This is a genomic window from Roseateles rivi (assembly GCF_043555845.1).
GTDB classification, from domain to species: Bacteria; Pseudomonadota; Gammaproteobacteria; order Burkholderiales; family Burkholderiaceae_C; genus Roseateles; species Roseateles rivi.
This window is the reverse complement of sequence record NZ_JBIGHZ010000001.1, coordinates 408,755-426,203: the sequence shown is the minus strand read 5'-3', so window position 1 is coordinate 426,203 and position 17,449 is coordinate 408,755. Positions and strand designations below refer to the sequence as shown.

The following is a 17,449-nucleotide window of genomic DNA, read 5'->3' as shown; positions in this document are numbered from 1 at the left end:
ATGAGTTCAGACCCAAGCCCTGGCGGCGGCACGCCGCGCCCAGCCACACCACCCAGCTTGCTGGACCCCTGCGCCACCCCGCTCTCGGCCGTGCCGCCGCAGCAGGAGCGCGAACCGCAAGACCCGCATGAGAAGACCCGGCCCATCCCCTGGCTGGCGGCGCTGGCCTTCTTGCTGCTCTTTGCCGTTGGGGCCTTGTATGTGGCGCTGGACACCCAACCCGGTGCCTCCATACACGGCGACCGCCGCAGCAGCGCCGACTTGAGCCCGGCCGTGACAGCAGGGGCGGGCGGCGCAGCCCTGGCGCCTGCGCAAGGCGCTGCCTTGTTCGCCAACCAATGCGCAGCCTGCCACCAAGCCCAAGGGCAAGGGCTCAGCGGCGTGTTCCCGCCCCTGGCGGGTTCGGAGTGGGTGCTGGGGCCGCCCCAGGTTCTGGCCGCCATCCTGACTTACGGGATCAGCGGCAGCCTGCAGGTCAAGGGACAGACCTACCAAGGCGCCATGCCAGCCTTTGGCCACCTCAAAGACGAAGAGCTGCTGGCCCTGGCCACGCATTTGCGCAGCAGCTGGGGCAACCAGGCCGCGCCCTTCAGCATGGCCGACATCCAGGCAGCGCGTGCCCTGCAGCGCAAGCAGCCCTTTGCCGGTGGAGCAGAGCTTGAGCAGCTGCCCCGCTGAGCCCCCCGGCCGCGCAAGGCCTTCGGCCTGGCCCACCTTGTGCGCCAGCGCCCTGATCTTGGGGGCGGGCCTGTGGGCGGCGCACAGCGTGACGCAAGGCTGGCGCAGCTGGACCAGCGAGGATGCGCGCCGCAACCAGGCGGCGGCCACAGGCTTGGCCCTGCCCGACATGCCCCTGCTGCTGGAAGACGGCAGCCCCGCCCAGCTGCACGCCCTGCTGCGCCAGGGCCCTACCGTGCTGATGCTGATCTACACGCGCTGCAACAGCGTCTGCCGCGTCGGTGGCAGCGACTTCGCGTTGCTGCAGAGCCAGCTGCAAGCCGCATCGCCCACAGCCATTGGGGGCTCGGCCGCGCCACCGACACGCCTGCGGCTGCTGCAGCTGTCCTTCGACACACAGGCCGACCGCCCCGCAGCCCTGCGAGCCTGGGCCCAACAGCAGCGCGCCGACCCCAAGCACTGGCGCGTGGGGGTGCCGCAAAACAGCGCTGATGCCCAAGCCCTGCTGCGCACCCTGCAAGTGCAGGTGCTGCCCGACGGGCAAGGCGGCTACGAACACGACGCCGCCTTCTTGATGGTGGACACCCAAGCCCGGGTGCGACGGGTGTTGGACCTCAGCGCCGTGGCCGATGCCCTGGCCTGGGGGCGCTGGCTGCAGCCATGAAGCTGCGCATATGGGTTTGGCTGGGTGCGGCCTTGCTGCTGAGCTACACACCCCTGCACGCCTGGCTGACCGCGCGCATGTGGAGCCACATGCTGCTGCACATTCCCCTGCTCTTGCTCTGCGGTGCGGGCCTCTCGGCCGCCAGCCGCCAACGCCACGCACCGCATTGGGCACGCTGGAACGATCAAGGCCTCAGCGGCCTGTGCGCCCTGCTGGTGGTGCTGAGCCTGGCCATGCTGCCGCGCACGCTGGACCTGGTGCTGAGCAGCCCCGCGCTGATCACCAGCAAAACAGCAGCCCTGCTGCTGGCCGGTGCGCTGTGGGCCGACAGCCTGACCCGCGCCAGCCTGCCGCTGCGGCTCTTTGCCACCGGCATGCTGCTGCCCATGATGGGCGGTCTGGCGGACTGGATGGCACTGCAGCCGCTGCGGGTGTGCCGCGCCTACACGCTGCAAGACCAGCTCGACACCGCAGCAGCGCTATGGTGGGCCTGCGCGGCGCTGGGCTTGTGGTGGCTGTGGCTGCTGCTGGCCCCCTCGCGTCGCAGCAGCCAAGCGCAACAGCCAGGTGAGCTGCGCTAGCATTGCCGCATGTCTCTTGCCCACTGTTGCGGGCTGCTCTTGACCTTTCTGGCGCGCCTGATCACCGGCATTCAAGGCCATTGGAAGGGCTGCCCTCCGGCCAACGAGCAGCGCCTTTACTTCGCCAACCACCAAAGCCATTTCGACTGGGTGCTGATCTGGGCCTCGCTGCCTGCTGATTTGCGCGCCACCACGCGCCCCATTGCCGCGCGTGACTACTGGTGCCGCTCGCCACTGCGGCGCTGGCTGGCTGAGCAGGTGTTCAACGCCGTCTTCGTCGCGCGCACACGCGCCCACCCCGATGAAGACCCGCTGGAGCCCTTGATCCAGGCCCTGCACAGCGGCGACTCGTTGGCCATCTTTCCCGAAGGCACGCGCGCCAGCCAGGCTGAGCCGCTGGAGTTCAAAGCTGGCCTCTTCCATTTGGCCGAGCAATTCCCCGATCTGCCTTTGATCCCGACCTGGATCGACAACGTGCAGCGCGTCATGCCCAAGGGCGAGCTGCTGCCCGTGCCGGTGCTGTGCACCGTCACCTTCGGAGCGCCGCTGCAACGCGAACCCGGCGAGGACAAGCGCGACTTCCTGGCACGCGCGCGGCGCGAACTCATGGCTCTGCGCCCCGGAGGTTGGAGCGCATGAACGCCACACACACCGTGTCACCGCCAGCCATTGCCACGCTGTTTCTCGTGCTGCTGGGCGGGCTGTCGCTGACCAGCCTGCTCACCCTGGCCATGGCGCAGCGCGAGCAGCGCTTGGGCCACTCGCAGCGCTGGCTGCGCTTTCGCGACGAGCTCGGCCGCGTGTGGCTGGGCGCAGCTTGGTTCTGGCTGGCCTGGTGGTCTGGGCCCTGGGCCGCCACGCTGCTGTTTGGCCTGCTGTCATTTTTGGTGCTGCGCGAATTCATCACCCTCACGCACACGCGCCGCGCCGATCACCGCGCCCTGGTCTTGGCCTTCTTCGTCTTCCTGCCTCTGCAATACCTGCTCGTGGGGCTGCAGCGCAGCGATTTGTTCAACGTGCTCATCCCGGTTTATGCCTTTTTGATCATCCCCGTGGTGAGCGCCCTGGGCGACGACCCACGCCGTTTTCTGGAACGCAACGCCAAGGTGCAGTGGGGCGTCATGGTCTGTGTTTACGGGCTCTCGCACGCACCAGCCCTACTGCTCTTGAGCACGCCCGAGCACAGCGACCGCGGCGCGCTGCTGCTGTTCTTTTTGGTGCTGGTGGTGGCCGCGGGCAAGCTGGGCCAAGCCATGGCCACGGCCTGGAGCCGACGCCGCCCACTGGCCAGGCGCATCAGCCGCAGCTTCTCACTGCGCAGCTGGCTGGCCGGTGCAGCCGTTGCCGCGCTGGCCGGCGCAGCCCTGCACACCACCAGCGCACTGCCACCGCTGCATGCCGCGGCTCTGGCGGCCCTGTCCAGCGCTGCAGGGGGCTGTGGCGAGCTCGTGATGCAAGCCCTCAAACGCGATGCAGGCGTTCAAGCCTGGGGCAACCGCAGCGCCATCACCGGCGCGGTGGGCCTGCTCGACCGCCTGGCCCCACTGTGCTTTGCCGCCCCCGTGTTCTTTCACGCCGTACGCATGCTTTAGCCAAGCCGGAAGCAGCACGGCATGAACGATACTGGCGCCATGTTTGCGCATGACGTCAGTTCTTCTCTCCCGCCCCTTGCGCTGCAAGGGAGGCCCGCGTGATGCGCATTCTGGGCATTGACCCCGGGCTGCAGACCACGGGCTTTGGCGTCATCGACGCCGATGGGCCGCGCCTGAGCTATGTGGCCAGCGGCACCATACGCACCACCAGCGGTGTGGCTCAGGGCGACTTGCCCGCGCGACTGAAAATCCTCTTCGACGGTGTGCGCGAAGTCGCCACCACCTACCAGGTCACCTGCGCGGCGGTGGAAATCGTCTTCGTCAACGTCAACCCGCAATCCACGCTGCTGCTGGGCCAAGCCCGCGGTGCGGCCCTCACCGCCTTGGTGTCTTGCGATCTGCCCGTGGCCGAATACACCGCGCTGCAAATGAAAAAGGCCGTGGTGGGCCACGGCCATGCGAAGAAAGAGCAGATTCAGATGATGGTGCAGCGCTTGCTGCAGCTGCCGGGCGAGCCTGGCAAAGACGCGGCCGATGCACTGGGCCTGGCCATCATGCACGCCCACGCGGGGGCCTCGTTTGCCGCCATGGGCAAGCACACCACCTTGCAGCGGCGCCAGCACGCGCAGTTCCGCGGCGGGCGCACCTACTGAGGCCAGCACGCCTCAGGCGCAGTGGCAGATCACCAGGCCGGAGCCAGCTCGGCAAAGCCAGCCGGTGCTTCGCGCTCGTCCTCGAAATGCACCAGCTCCCAGGCGCTGGTGTCGGCCAGCAAAGCCCGCACCAGCAGATTGTTGAGCGCGTGCCCACCCTTGAACGAGGTGTAGGCTGCCAGCAGCGGATAGCCCGCAACCTGCATATCGCCAATGGCATCGAGGATTTTGTGCTTCACAAACTCGTCGTCGTAGCGCAACCCATCGGCATTGAGCACGCGGTAGTCGTCCACGACGATGGCGTTGTCCATGCTGCCCCCCAGCGTCAGGCCGCGTGAACGCATGAGCTCGATGTCCTTGGTCATGCCAAAGGTTCGGGCCCGCGCAATTTCGCGCTTGTACTGGCCTGAGCCCATGTCAAAGGTGTAGTGCTGGCCGGTGGCCGAGACAGCGGGGTTGTCGAACTCGATCTGGAAATTCAGCGTGTAGCCGTGGTGTGGCTCCAGCCGCGCCCACATCAGGCTTTTGCCCTCGCCGCGACGCACTTCAACGGGTTTGAGCACGCGCAAAAAGCGCTTGGGCGCGTCCTGCAGCGCAATGCCGGCGGACTGCAGCAGGTAGACAAAACTCGCCGCCGAGCCATCCAAAATCGGCACCTCGTCGGCGCTGATATCCACCCGCAGATTGTCCAACCCCAGCCCTGCGCAGGCCGACAAAAGGTGCTCAATGGTCTGCACCTTGGGCTGGCCGGGGTCGCCACCAGGGCTGATGGTGGTGGCCATGCGGGTGTCGCAGACCTGATCGGGGCGTACCGGAATGTCCACGGGCTGGGCCAAGTCCACACGACGGAACACAATGCCGGTGTCCGGTGCGGCGGGGCGCAAAGTCAGTTCGACCTTCTGCCCGCTGTGTATGCCCACGCCCACGGCGCGGGCGATAGATTCAAGAGTGCGTTGCTGCAACATAGCCGTCGATTGTCCGACATCCCTTCAAACAACACCTACATCACAGCCATAGAGCTGTGCATATCGGGGGGGAATGGCGAGCAGTGCCTCAAGCCACCGGATCAGGCGCGGGGCCCGCAAGCGCAGCAGCTCGGTGCAGCGGCAGCAGCAAGCGCACCACAGTGCCCTGCCCTGGTCGGCTTTGCACATCAACTGCGCCGCCCAGCATCTGTGCCCGGCGGCGCAGTCCGCGCAAGCCGCGCCCATGCTGGGCCTGCGTGCTGTCAAAGCCGCACCCATCGTCCTCCACGCGTATTTCGACCTGCTCGCCCAAATCCCGTGTGACCACGCGCACCCGCCCTGCCCTGGCGTGCTTCAAGGTGTTGGTCAGCGCCTCCTGCATCAGACGCAGCACCTGCAAGGCATCGGGCGGCTCCAGCCAATCGAGCGGGGGCAGGTCCTGCACATCCCACTCCAAATTCAATCCACCAGCTTGCAGTCGTTTGCCCAGGCGGTAGCGCATGGTGGCCAGCAGCGACACCAAATCGTTACTCACAGGTTCCAGCGAGTCGATCACCAAGCGCAAGTCGTCCACGCACTCTCGCAGCACATCGACCACCTGGTCGTGGCGCATCAAACCTTGCTCCACCGCCACCATGGCCGACAGCAAAGAAGAGCCCAAGCCATCGTGCATGTCCTGCATGAGTCGCTGGCGCTCGCGCAGCAAGGCCTGCTCGCGCTCGGCCTGCAGCAGCAGTTCGTGCTTGTGCTGCAACTGCGCCTCCTGCTCCGTCAGGCGCTGGCTCAAAGTCTGGTTGGCCAAGGCCACAAAGTGCAGGGCTTCGAAATACCGAAAGCGCAGCGCATACAAAAAGCACAGCAACACCAGCAGCGTGCCCACGGGCATGAGATAGACATGCTCGGCGCCCCACCAGCCATCCAACATGCCCAGATCATGCAAGCCCAGGGCCATGGTGGTCAGCAATGACACTGAAAACACCTTGAGCGGCGGCGAACCCATGGCCCCCCAAGCCACCCAATTCAGCACACCCAAACCCAACATGGCTTGCAGTGCGATGGCAGCATACAGGCCCCAAAACCCATTGGGCAGCTGCCACACCGGCATGGCCGCCACGGTCAATACCAGCACCGACACGGCCATGATTCGTTTGACCTGACTCAGCCGCTGGCTGGCAAATTCCAGCACGAAAGCAAAGGTCAAAAACACCACCCAGGCCATGGAGGCTACGGCGAGCCACCAGAACCAGGCCAGCGCAGTCGCCGCATGCGGCGCCTCCACGAAATAGGGCAAGCTGCACAGCAGCCACGCCAAACTGGCCAGCGTGAACACCAGATTGGCCCGATCACTGCGCCGACGCAACCACAGCGTGAGCGCAAACAAACCCATGATGGACAGCGACAACGCCGTGGCCTGGGGCAGACCAATCTGCAAGGCCCAGCGCGCGCGGTAGCTGTCTTCCAGCGCCGTGACATCGCCCACGCTGACGCGCGACAGCACAAAGTCTTGCCCCATACGCACAGGCACAGCCAGCACCAATTCAACTTCCGGTTGTTGGCTCAGCCCGCCAATGGCTGCAGGCATGGTCACCCACAGAGGCCGTACCCATTGCTCCCGGGCATGGCGCTGGTTGTCATGAACCAGATGCCATTGCCCATCGGTACGCACCATCACGGCTGCCGCATTGGCTACCAAGCGCGGCACATACACGGCCATGCTGCTCGGCCAGCGCTCTTCCTGCAAAGTCAGGCGCAAGCGGTACCAGCGCATTTGGTAGCGGTCACTCGCGCCTGCAAGTCGCGTCAGGCGCTGCGTGTCAGGCAGAGGCACCAATTGCCATTGCTGAGCCAGATCGGGAGGAGCAAGGTCAGCCGGTAGCTCTAGCGCTCGTGCCCCACCATGACGCAACAAGGCCCACCAGCGTTGCAATTGCTCCTCGGTCCAGAGGCTGGTGGCCAACTCGGCCTCTGACAAGGTCAAAGCCACGGCCTGGGTGGGCGCAGCATCGGGTTGTGGCATCAAGCGCGGCTGCGCCCCCAGCACATTCCCCACCATGCTTCCCATGAGCCAGAGCAAAGCGCACCACAGCCTGAACCGCATGTATCTCCCCTCCCTTGCCCACGCCTGTGCCCTTTAGGGCTGTTGTTGTGCTTCGTCGGCTGGGTCATCCCGACGCGCAGGCCTTAGTCTGCCTAAAAGCAGCTTCACAAACCAAACAAATTCAAAGCAATACAAAAAAGGCCATGCTGAGCACGGCCTTTTTCTTGGTCATCAATGGCTGGCAGCACTGTTCAGTGCGGCTGCAGCCGATGGCAAAAGTCAATCTGCCTGCTTGCGCAAGAACGCTGGAATTTCGATCTCGTCCATGCCATTGGATGACAGGGCCTCGACCTTGGCTGCCGCAGTACGACCGCTTTGCCACACGCCGGGACGCGCCGCAGGCGCATCCACCGAAGCACCCAAGCCCATGCCTGCGCCGCGCATCACCACCGACTGGGTCAGCACCGGCATGTTGTCAGTGCCCGTGCGCTGAGTCACAACCTGCAGCGGTGCAGCAACCTGCTGTTGCTGGCGGCCCTTTTGGCACAAGCCCGTGGCAATCACCGTCACGCGCAGCGCGTCACCCAGGCTTTCGTCATAGGCCGTACCGTAGATGATGTGGGCATCCTCGGCGGCGTAACGCTTGATGGCGGACATGGCGCTGCGGCTCTCAGACAGCTTGAAGGTCGAGCGCCCCGCCGCGATCAGCACCAGCACGCCGCGCGCGCCAGAGAGATCGATGCCTTCGAGCAGCGGGCAGGACACCGCCAGTTCGGCTGCCTTGGTCGCACGATCCGGGCCCGTGGCCACTGCCGTACCCATCATGGCCTTGCCGGGCTCGCTCATCACCGTCTTGACGTCTTCGAAGTCAACGTTGACCAAGCCGGGCATGTGAATGATGTCGGAGATGCCACCCACGGCGTTCTTCAACACGTCGTTGGCGTGGGCGAAAGCTTGGTCCTGCGTGACGTCGTCACCCAGCACTTCCAGCAGCTTGTCGTTGAGCACGACGATGAGCGAATCGACATTGGCTTCCAGCTCCGCCAAGCCCGCGTCAGCGGCTTTGGAGCGGCGCGAACCCTCGAATTCGAAGGGCTTGGTGACCACACCCACGGTCAGCACGCCCATTTCCTTGGCCACGCGGGCAATCACAGGAGCCGCACCGGTGCCCGTACCACCACCCATGCCTGCCGTGATGAACAGCATGTTGGCGCCTTGAATGGACTCGCGAATACGCGCTTCAGCCTCTTCGGCGGCAGCCTTGCCCACTTCAGGCTTGGCGCCCGCACCCAGGCCGCTGTGACCCAGTTGCAGAAGTTGGTCTGCCTTGGAACGATTCAGGGCTTGTGCATCCGTATTGGCGACGATGAATTCAACGCCTTGCACACCCTGGCTAATCATGTGTTCCACGGCGTTACCACCACCACCGCCGACACCGATCACCTTGATCTGAGTACCTTGATCAAACTCTTCGATCATTTCGATGGCCATTTCAAACCTCCTGTCTGCTTCGAATTGTGCAGCGACTATTCAAAAAATACCACTGGGCGAAAGGTCTTTTTTGCTTGAATGAAACGTTTTGTCAACATTCCTGCCTGCTTCCGCCCGCCTTGATTCGTTTGCGTCTCAGAAATATCCCGAGAACCAGTCTTTGGCGCGACCAAACATGGTCTTGACCGAGCCCGCCTGCTGGGTCGCTTTGATACCTCGGCTGCGGGAAAGCCGCGCCTCCTCCAACAAACCCATGGCTGTTGCAGATCGGGGATTGGCCACCATGTCAAAGAGCGCGCCGTTGTAGGTCGGGTTTCCACGGCGAACGGGCTTCAAGAAAATGTCTTCTGCCAGTTCCACCATGCCCGGCATCACGGCCGAACCCCCGGTCAAAACAATCCCAGACGACAACAGTTCCTCGTACCCAGATTGACGAATGACCTGCTGAACCAGGGAAAAGATTTCCTCAACCCGGGGTTCTATGACCCCAGCCAGCGCTTGTTTTGAAAGCATGCGCGGCGCGCGATCGCCCAATCCCGGCACTTCCACTTGGTCCGCCGGGTCGGCCAAAAGTTGTTTGGCCACGCCATATTCAACTTTGATTTCTTCCGCGTCTTTGGTGGGGGTGCGCAGCGCCATGGCGATATCGCTGGTGATGAGATCCCCGGCGATAGGAATGACGGCCGTGTGGCGGATGGAGCCACCAGTGAAAATGGCCACGTCGGTGGTGCCCGCACCGATGTCCACCAGAGCCACACCGAGGTCGCGCTCGTCCGAAGTGAGCGCCGCCAAACTTGAGGCACTGGGGTTGAGCACCAGTTGCTCCACTTCCAGGCCGCAGCGGCGCACGCATTTGACGATATTTTCCGCCGCGCTTTGGGCCCCGGTCACGATGTGAACCTTGACCTCCAGCCGCCCACCGCTCATGCCAATGGGTTCTTTAACTTCGTGTCCGTCAATGACAAATTCTTGCGGCTCCACCAGCAACAAGCGTTGGTCATTAGGAATATTGATAGCCTTGGCGGTATCCACCACACGCGCCACATCCACCGTCGTGACCTCCTTATCGCGCACGATGACCATGCCGGTGGAGTTTTGACCTCGGATATGGCTGCCAGTGATGCCCGTAAATACCCGCGAGATGCGGCAGTCGGCCATCATTTCCGCCTCTTTCAAGGCCTGCTGGATGGACTGGACGGTGGCGTCGATATTCACCACAACCCCGCGCTTAAGGCCATGGCTGGGCGCTACACCCAAGCCGGCAATGCGCAGCTCGCCATTTCCCATGACCTCAGCCACCACGGCCATGATCTTGGCAGTTCCGATGTCCAAACCGACGACCAAATCCTTGTATTCCTTGGCCATGAGAGTCCTCAGTTGCTTTTCTTAGCCGTGAGCGGCTTTTGTGTGGATAACTGTGTGCTGACCCCGGAGAGTCGCAGCGCGTAGCCCAATTCGTGCCGAAGATCGGCAGATACCAATTCTGCGTGGTAGCGGGCAGCAATCACCTTAGAGCTGGACGCAAACTCCTGAAAGCGAGCTTGAACTTCAGCAGCTTCGCCACGCCCCAGCTCCACCACCCCACCTTTTTCCAGCGTCAGCCGCCAAGATCCGCGGCCGGACAAGTCCAGACGGGTCACGGCCTCGCTGAGTCGCTGCTGGCTGATGGCATTCAAGGCCTGCCACATTTGCAGCATGCGCTGGGCCGAACCTTGCGGGCCAGAGAGGGTGGGCAGGTCTTCGTCCTCGACATCGCCCACATTGGCCTGAAAGACTTCGCCAAAGCTGTTCACCAGCAAAGCCTCGCGCACGGCCTCGCTGGAGGCGTCAGCGCCGTCGACCTTGCCTTGCCACAGTGCCGTGGGCTGGTGTTCTTGCAGCGTGACCTTGATTTGATTGGGCCAAATGCGCTGCACCTGGGCTTGCCGCACCCAAGGCACGGATTCAAAGGCCTCGCGCGCCACTTGCAAATTCATGGACAAAAAGTTGCCCGACAGCCGCGGCAGCGCGTTGGCGCGCAAGGAGGCCGCGCTGTTGCGGTTCACATCGCCTTCGATGTGAATGGCGCGAATACTGAACATGGGCTGGCGTGCCAGCCACAGCACGCCAGCGCCCAGCGCCATCAAAAGCAGCAGCCCCAGCAGCGCCAAGGCCATGCCGTTCATGACACGGATGTCGGCCGGCAGGGCTGGGCTTGCGGTGTGGGGGTTGTGGCGTGCCATGGCTTGGATGGGCTCAGATCAGGACTGGCTGTCCAGGCGTGCCTGCGACAGCAGCCACAGGCAGAGCTCTTCGTAGCTCACGCCCACGGCCGCTGCGGCCTTGGGCACCAGGGAGTGCGAGGTCATGCCCGGGCTGGTGTTCATTTCCAGCAGGTAGACGCGCCCGTCTTTGCGGCTGAGCATCAAATCCGCACGCCCCCAGCCCCGGCAACCCAGCACGCGGTAGGCCTGCAGCACCAGCTGCTGCACCTGCGCTTGCCACTGCGGGTCGGCCTGTCCGACTTTGTAAACCGTGCTGTTGGTGAAGTACTTGTTTTGGTAGTCGTAGTTGCCCTGCTCGGCGCAGATCTCCACCACCGGCAGCGCCACGGCAGCTTCACCTTGGCCGAGCACGGCGCAGGTGAACTCCTGGCCGTCGATGAATTCCTCGCACAGCACTTCGGAGTCAAAGCGCGCGGCCAGCGCCACGGCTTCTTGCATGTCGGAGTAGCCGTTGACTTTGGTGGCACCCATCGAGGAGCCCTCGTGCGGGGGCTTCACGAACACGGGCAGACCCAGCTCGTCAGGCACAGCCATGAGTTGTTCGCGCTGCTGCTGGTGCTTGGCCAAGCTGACCCAGCGCGGCGTGGGCAGGCCCACCGATTGCCACAGGCGCTTGGTGGTGATTTTGTCCATGGCGATGGCCGAAGCCATCACGCCAGAGCCGGTATAGGGAATGCGCAGCAACTCCAGCGCGCCTTGCACCGTGCCGTCCTCGCCACCGCGCCCATGCAGCGCGATAAAGGCACGCTGCACGCCCAGTGCCTGCAGTTCGTGCAGGCTGCGCTGGGCCGGGTCAAAAGCCAGCACATCCACGCCGCGCGCCTGCAAGGCCGCGAGCACGCCTGGGCCTGACATGGTGGCCGAAACCTCGCGCTCGGCCGAGTTACCGCCCATCAGCACGGCCACTTTGCCCATGGCCTTGGGGTCAATCGATGCAATCTTGAGATCCAGCGTCATGGCTGATCCACTCCCTTTGTAGGTGTTGTTTCGAGCAAGGCCACCAGGCGCTGCGGCACCGCGCCCACCGAGCCCGCGCCCATGACGATGAGCACATCGCCACCGCGTGCCTGCGCCAGCAGCTGCGGCGCCAGGGCCTGCCACTCGCCCACGAAATGGGCTTCGGTGCCACGCTGACGCACGGCTTGGGCCAAGCTCTCGCCACTGATGCCCGCCAGCGGCGGCTCGCTGGCAGCGTAGATCTCGCACAGCAAGACCGCGTCCGCTGCGGACAAGACCTTGGCGAATTCGTCAAAGCAGTCGCGCGTGCGGGTGTAGCGGTGCGGCTGGAAAGCCAGCACCAGGCGCCGCCCGGGGTAGGCCCCGCGTGCTGCCTGCAGCACGGCGGCCATTTCCACAGGGTGATGGCCGTAGTCGTCAATGACCAAGGCCGTGCCCTGACCCGAAGGCAAGGCGTGCTCACCCCAGCTTTGAAAGCGTCGGCCCACGCCGCCAAAACCGGCCAGCCCGCTGCACACGGCGGCGTCATCCACGCCCAGCTCCATGGCCAGGGCAATGACCGCCAGCGCGTTGAGCACATTGTGCTGCCCCGCCAGCCGCAGTTGTACGGCCAGCGGTGCGAGCGTGCCGCGCTGGGGGTGGCGGCGCAGCACGGTGAAGTGCATGCCACCGCCGGGTTGTGCCTGTACGTCCACCGCGCGCACGTCGTTGTCCTCGCCCAGGCCGTAGAGGCGCTGGGGCCGAGACAGCAGCGGCAGGATGGAACGCACGCCGGGGTCGTCACCGCACAGCACTGCGGCACCCCAAAACGGCATGCGGTGCAAGAAGTCCACAAAGGCCTGACGCAAACGGGCCATATCGTGCCCGTAGGTGTCCATGTGGTCGGCATCGATATTGGTCACGATGGCCAACTGCGGCAGCAGGTGCAAGAAGGAGGCATCGGACTCATCGGCCTCCACCACCATCAGGGCACCAGTGCCCACATGCGCATTGGCACCTGACTCCAGCAGCTGCCCGCCAATGGCGTAGCTCGGGTCCAGGCCCGCGTGGCGCAGCACGGTGGTCAGCAGCGAAGTGGTTGTGGTTTTGCCATGCGTACCCGCCACAGCCAGGCCCATGCGCGGGCGCATCAACTCGGCCAGCATTTGCGCGCGTAAGAGCACCGGAATGCCGCGCGCATGCGCCGCCATCAGCTCCGGGTTGGTGGGCGAGAGCGCGCTGGTTTTGACCAGCAACTGCGCGTGAGCCACATGCTCGGCCGCATGCCCGATGTGCACACTGGCCCCGAGGCTGCGCAGGCGCTCGGTGGTGGCGCTTTCGGCCTGGTCAGAACCGCTGACACGGTAGCCCTGGGCCAGCAGCATTTCAGCAATGCCGCTCATGCCCGCGCCGCCAATGCCGGTGAAGTGAATGTGTTGCACGGCATGCTTCATGCGCGACTCCTGGCGGCCACCACGGCTTCAATTTCATCGGCCACCCGGGCGGCAGCCTGGGGACGGGCCAAAGCCCGTGCGCGCGTGGCCATGGCCAGACAGTCTTGGCGCGAGAGGGTCAAAACCTCAGCCAGCCGCTCGCTCGTCAGCTCGCCTTGGGGCAGATGCACGGCAGCTTGTTGCGCTGCCATGTACTGGGCGTTGTCACGCTGGTGGGCGGTGGTGCTGACCACCAGGGGCACGAGCACACTGGCCACGCCCGCCGCGCACAGCTCGCTCACCGTCACCGCGCCCGCGCGGCCAATCACCACATCCAGCTCGGCCAGTCGCTGCTCCATGTCGGTGATGAAGGGCAGCACCTCCACGTCCACACCGGGCTCCAGCCCCAAGGCACGGTAAGCCGCCTGCACGCTGGCGCAATGCGCCTCGCCGGTTTGGTGGGTGAGCAGCGGACGCTGCTCGCGCGGCAATGCGGCCAGGGCTGCGGGCAGGGCCTCGTTGAGCGCCCGCGCACCCAGCGAGCCGCCCACCACCATGACCCGCAGCGGCCCCTGGCGTGAGGCGTAGCGCTGCTCGGGTGGGCTGATTTCTTCAATGCCAGCACGCACTGGATTGCCGGTGACCACAGCCCCTGGCCGCTGCGCGCTGGGGCCATCAAAGCCGAACAACAAGCGCGTGGCCAATGGTGCCAGGGCTTTGTTGGAGAGCAGCAGTCCTGCGTCGGCATTCACCAGCAGCAAGGGGCGGCGGCACAGCCATGCCATCAAACCACCGGGCACGCACACATAGCCGCCCATGCCCAGCACGGCGTCGGCGCCGCGCGAATGAAACACGCGGTGGCACTGCTGCAGCGCACGCGCAAAACCCAGCAAACCCTTCAGCGTGTGGCGCCAGCCCTTGCCGCGCAAGCCCGCAAAGGCCAGCCGGTCCAGCGGCAAACCGCTGGGGGGCACGAGCTTGTTCTCCATGCCCGCTTCAGTGCCCAGCCATGACACCGTCCAGCCCCGGCGCTGCATTTCAGCCGCCACCGCCAGGCCCGGAATGATGTGGCCGCCCGTACCCGCGGCCATGACCACGAGGTGGCGCGTCATGAGCGACCTCCGCGCATCATCTGGCGGTTCTCAATGTCCACGCGCAGCACCACGGCCAGCGCCACGCAGTTCATGAGAATGGCCGAGCCACCAAAGCTCAGCAGCGGCAGCGTCAGGCCCTTGGTGGGCAGCGCGCCAAGATTCACACCCATATTGATCACGCCCTGCCCTGCCATCCAAATGCCTATGCCTTGGGCGTACAGGCCAGCGAACACACGGTCCAGCGCCACGGCCTGGCGCCCGATGTGAAAGATGCGGCGCGACATCCAGAAGAAGGCAAAGATCACCAGCGCCACGCCGATGAAGCCCAGCTCCTCGCCAATCACCGCCAGCAAAAAGTCGGTGTGGGCTTCGGGCAGGTAATGCAGCTTCTCGACACTGCCGCCCAGACCCTGGCCAAAAAACTCGCCGCGCCCAAACGCGATGAGCGAGTGCGTGAGCTGGTAAGCCTTGCCCTGCGCGTACTTGTCGTTCCAGGGGTCGAGGTAGGCAAAGATGCGCTCGCGGCGGAACTCGCTGAAGGTCACCATCAGCACGAAGGCCCCCACCAGCACCGCCACCACGAGGAAGAACATGCGGCCGTTGACGCCACCCAAAAACAGAATGCCCATGGCGATGGCGGCAATCACCATGAAAGCGCCCATATCGGGCTCGGCCAGCAGCAAGAGCCCCACCACGCCCAGGGCCACCACCATGGGCCAGACGGCCTGGAAGAAGTTTTCCTTCACGTCCATCTTGCGCACCATATAGCTGGCGGCATACATGGCGATGGCCAACTTGGCCAGCTCCGAGGGCTGGAAATTCATGATGCCCAGCGGGATCCAGCGCCGCGCGCCGTTGACCACTTTGCCAATGCCGGGAATCAGCACAGCCACCAGCAGGACCAAGCTCAGCACGAACAGCCAGGGTGCCCAGCGCTCCCACACCGACATGGGAATGAACACCGTGCAATAGCCCGCAATCAGGCCGGCCGTGATGTAGAGGGCCTGGCGCGCAAAGAAGTGCGTGGGCGCGTATTTGGCAAAACGCGGGCTGTCGGGCAAGGCGATGGAGGCCGAATACACCATCAGCAGACCCACGGCCATGAGCGTCAGCACCACCCACAGCAGCGTCACGTCATAGCCCTGAATGCGCGTGGGCTGGCCGCCAGAAGTGGTCACCCAGTCGCGCACGGGCACGGACTCGGGGCCGCGTGCGGCGCGCCAGTCGCGCCACCGTGCCAGCAAGCCCTGCGACGAATGGCCAGCGCTTGAACTCATACGCTGTACCCCTGGTCTTGCGCCAGCGCTTGCACGGTTTGAACAAACACCTCAGCACGGTGGGCGTAGTTGCGGAACATATCGAGGCTGGCGCAGGCCGGGCTCAGCAGCACGCTGTCGCCCGCCTGGGCCTGGGCCGCGCACCAGCGCGTGGCTTCTTCCAGCGTGGCGTGATCTTGCAGGGGCACGCCGCAGTCGGCCAGTGCGGCGCGCAGCTGCGGGGCGTCGCGGCCAATCAGGGCCACGGCGCGGGCATGCAACGCCACGGGCGTGGCCAAGGGCGAGAAATCCTGGCCCTTGCCGTCGCCACCCAAAATCAGCACCAGCTTGGCCGGTGCACGGTCGGCCCCAAGACCCAGAATGGCCGCCACGGTGGCGCCCACATTCGTGCCTTTGGAGTCGTCGTAAAAGTCCACCTCGTCCAGGCGCTGCACAAACTCCACGCGGTGCGGCTCACCGCGGTATTCGCGCAGGCCATGCAGCATGGGAGCCAGCGGACAGCCAATGCTGCTGGCCAGGGCCAGCGCCGCCAGCGCATTGGCGGCGTTGTGGCGGCCCCGCACGCGCAGGGCGTCAGCGGGCATGAGGCGCTGGATGTGCAGCTCATGCACCTCACCCGGGCGCAGCTTGATGCCGGGCTCGGGTTCGCGCGCACGCACCAGCCAGGCCATGCCCTGCTCCACCTGCAGGCCAAAGTCACCGGGGCGGCGCGGCATGTCCAAGCCAAAGCGCAGCACACGGCGCTCGATCTGTTTGGATGGGCGCCCGCGCGAGCCCTTGACCATCACGGGCGCGGGCACCAAGGCCAGCACCTGCGGGTCGTCGCGGTTGACCACCACCACGCCATCCTGGCCAAAGATGCGCGCTTTGGCGCGGCCATAGGCGGGCATGTCGCCATGCCAATCCAGATGGTCTTGGCTGAGGTTGAGCACCGCTGCGGCGCTGGGCTCAAAGCCCTGGACCTCGTCGAGCTGGAAGCTGGAAAGCTCCAGCACCCAGACCTCGGGCAGCGCCTCAAAAGGCGGTGGCACGGGCGTGGGCAAAGCAATGGGCAGCGGCCGCTCGGTGAGCAACTCGGGTTCTGCCTCGGCCGGGCTGTCGGCTGGCTCGGCTGGCTCGGCTGGCTCGGCTGGCGGCGTATCGACGCTCGCGTCCGCTGCGGCAACCTCGGCGACCTCTGCAGGCGGCAGTTCGGCGGCAAGCGGGGCTGGCACGGCGCTGCCCGGCACGGGCGGCACCCAATCCTCGCGCTGCGGCTCTTGCCCCAGGGCCTGCGTGAGCGTGTCCAAGAGCGTGGGCCCGATATTGCCCGCCAGCCCGACACGGCGGCCCGCGCACTCCACCAGCAAGGCGGTCATGCAGGTGGTGGTGGTTTTGCCATTGGTGCCGGTGATGGCCAGCACATCAGGCTTGTAGCCATAGCGGCTGCGCAGCTGCGCCAGGGCTTGGGCAAACAGGTCCAACTCGCCTTGCACGCGCAGACCCTGAGCTTTGGCGGCGGTCAGCAGCGGCGCCAGGCGCTCGTCCAGCGGCGACAGGCCCGGGCTTTTGCACAGCAGCGTCACACCCTGCAGCGCCTCAGGCGCCAATGCACCGCTGATGAATTGCGCCTGCGGGCAGGCTTCGCGCAGCGCTTGCAGCTGCGGCGGCTGCTCGCGGCTGTCCCACACCGTCAGGCCCGCACCCAGGTTTTGCAGCCACTTGGCCATGGCCAGGCCGGAGTCACCCAGGCCCAGCACCAGGGCATGGGCATCTTGGTGAAGGCGGGGGAAGTCCATAGCGT

At 65.1% G+C, this 17,449-nt stretch carries 16 protein-coding genes; 6 read left to right on the top strand and 10 right to left on the bottom strand.

From position 1 onward, the window contains the following. The 6 genes from ACG0Z6_RS01965 to ruvC all read left to right on the top strand — a co-directional run bounded on the left by ACG0Z6_RS01965 (position 1) and on the right by ruvC (position 4,168). The gene (locus ACG0Z6_RS01965; protein WP_394458350.1) at positions 1-678 is read left to right on the top strand and encodes a c-type cytochrome; all 678 of its coding nucleotides are present in this window, start codon (positions 1-3) and stop codon (positions 676-678) included. Next, on the top strand, positions 659-1,342 hold the full coding sequence (locus tag ACG0Z6_RS01960) for an SCO family protein (RefSeq protein WP_394458348.1): 684 nt from the start codon (positions 659-661) through the stop codon (positions 1,340-1,342). The genes ACG0Z6_RS01965 and ACG0Z6_RS01960 overlap by 20 nt, the downstream gene beginning before the upstream one ends. Beyond that, on the top strand, positions 1,339-1,923 hold the full coding sequence (locus ACG0Z6_RS01955) for a hypothetical protein (protein ID WP_394458346.1): 585 nt from the start codon (positions 1,339-1,341) through the stop codon (positions 1,921-1,923). The genes ACG0Z6_RS01960 and ACG0Z6_RS01955 overlap by 4 nt, the downstream gene beginning before the upstream one ends. Before the next feature lie 9 nt (positions 1,924-1,932). Continuing rightward, a complete protein-coding gene (locus tag ACG0Z6_RS01950) occupies positions 1,933-2,562 on the top strand; it encodes a lysophospholipid acyltransferase family protein (RefSeq protein ID WP_394458344.1) in 630 nt (209 codons plus the stop codon). After that, entirely contained in the window at positions 2,559-3,515 is a 957-nt protein-coding gene (locus ACG0Z6_RS01945; RefSeq protein ID WP_394458343.1) for a phosphatidate cytidylyltransferase, read from the top strand. The genes ACG0Z6_RS01950 and ACG0Z6_RS01945 overlap by 4 nt, the downstream gene beginning before the upstream one ends. Positions 3,516-3,616: 101 nt before the next feature. Next, positions 3,617-4,168: a crossover junction endodeoxyribonuclease RuvC gene (ruvC, locus tag ACG0Z6_RS01940; protein WP_394458801.1), complete on the top strand. Its 552-nt coding sequence runs from the start codon at positions 3,617-3,619 to the stop codon at positions 4,166-4,168. 29 nt (positions 4,169-4,197) lie between these two features. On the opposite strand, the gene lpxC is transcribed toward ruvC, so the two are convergent. The 10 genes from lpxC to murD all read right to left on the bottom strand — a co-directional run bounded on the left by lpxC (position 4,198) and on the right by murD (position 17,444). Continuing rightward, positions 4,198-5,133, bottom strand: coding sequence for a UDP-3-O-acyl-N-acetylglucosamine deacetylase (gene lpxC / locus ACG0Z6_RS01935; RefSeq protein ID WP_394458341.1), 936 nt, complete (start codon positions 5,131-5,133; stop codon positions 4,198-4,200). An 88-nt stretch (positions 5,134-5,221) separates the two neighbouring features. After that, positions 5,222-7,195: a sensor histidine kinase gene (locus ACG0Z6_RS01930; RefSeq protein ID WP_394458339.1), complete on the bottom strand. Its 1,974-nt coding sequence runs from the start codon at positions 7,193-7,195 to the stop codon at positions 5,222-5,224. A gap of 255 nt (positions 7,196-7,450) precedes the next feature. Further along, the gene (gene ftsZ, locus ACG0Z6_RS01925) at positions 7,451-8,662 is read right to left on the bottom strand and encodes a cell division protein FtsZ (RefSeq protein WP_394458337.1); all 1,212 of its coding nucleotides are present in this window, start codon (positions 8,660-8,662) and stop codon (positions 7,451-7,453) included. A gap of 135 nt (positions 8,663-8,797) precedes the next feature. Beyond that, a complete protein-coding gene (ftsA, locus tag ACG0Z6_RS01920; RefSeq protein WP_394458335.1) occupies positions 8,798-10,027 on the bottom strand; it encodes a cell division protein FtsA in 1,230 nt (409 codons plus the stop codon). A gap of 8 nt (positions 10,028-10,035) precedes the next feature. Further along, positions 10,036-10,884, bottom strand: a complete 849-nt coding sequence (locus tag ACG0Z6_RS01915; protein WP_394458333.1) for a cell division protein FtsQ/DivIB — start codon at positions 10,882-10,884, stop codon at positions 10,036-10,038. An 18-nt stretch (positions 10,885-10,902) separates the two neighbouring features. Beyond that, a complete protein-coding gene (locus ACG0Z6_RS01910; RefSeq protein ID WP_394458331.1) occupies positions 10,903-11,883 on the bottom strand; it encodes a D-alanine--D-alanine ligase in 981 nt (326 codons plus the stop codon). Then, positions 11,880-13,316 (bottom strand): UDP-N-acetylmuramate--L-alanine ligase, encoded by a 1,437-nt coding sequence (murC, locus tag ACG0Z6_RS01905; RefSeq protein ID WP_394458329.1) that lies wholly within the window; start codon positions 13,314-13,316, stop codon positions 11,880-11,882. Before murC ends, ACG0Z6_RS01910 begins: the two co-directional genes overlap by 4 nt. After that, positions 13,313-14,407, bottom strand: a complete 1,095-nt coding sequence (murG, locus tag ACG0Z6_RS01900) for an undecaprenyldiphospho-muramoylpentapeptide beta-N-acetylglucosaminyltransferase (RefSeq protein WP_394458327.1) — start codon at positions 14,405-14,407, stop codon at positions 13,313-13,315. The genes murC and murG overlap by 4 nt, the downstream gene beginning before the upstream one ends. Further along, positions 14,404-15,666, bottom strand: a complete 1,263-nt coding sequence (gene ftsW, locus ACG0Z6_RS01895) for a putative lipid II flippase FtsW (protein WP_394458325.1) — start codon at positions 15,664-15,666, stop codon at positions 14,404-14,406. The genes murG and ftsW overlap by 4 nt, the downstream gene beginning before the upstream one ends. Next, positions 15,663-17,444 (bottom strand): UDP-N-acetylmuramoyl-L-alanine--D-glutamate ligase, encoded by a 1,782-nt coding sequence (murD, locus tag ACG0Z6_RS01890; RefSeq protein ID WP_394458324.1) that lies wholly within the window; start codon positions 17,442-17,444, stop codon positions 15,663-15,665. The genes ftsW and murD overlap by 4 nt, the downstream gene beginning before the upstream one ends. Between the last annotated feature and the right edge of the window lie 5 nt (positions 17,445-17,449).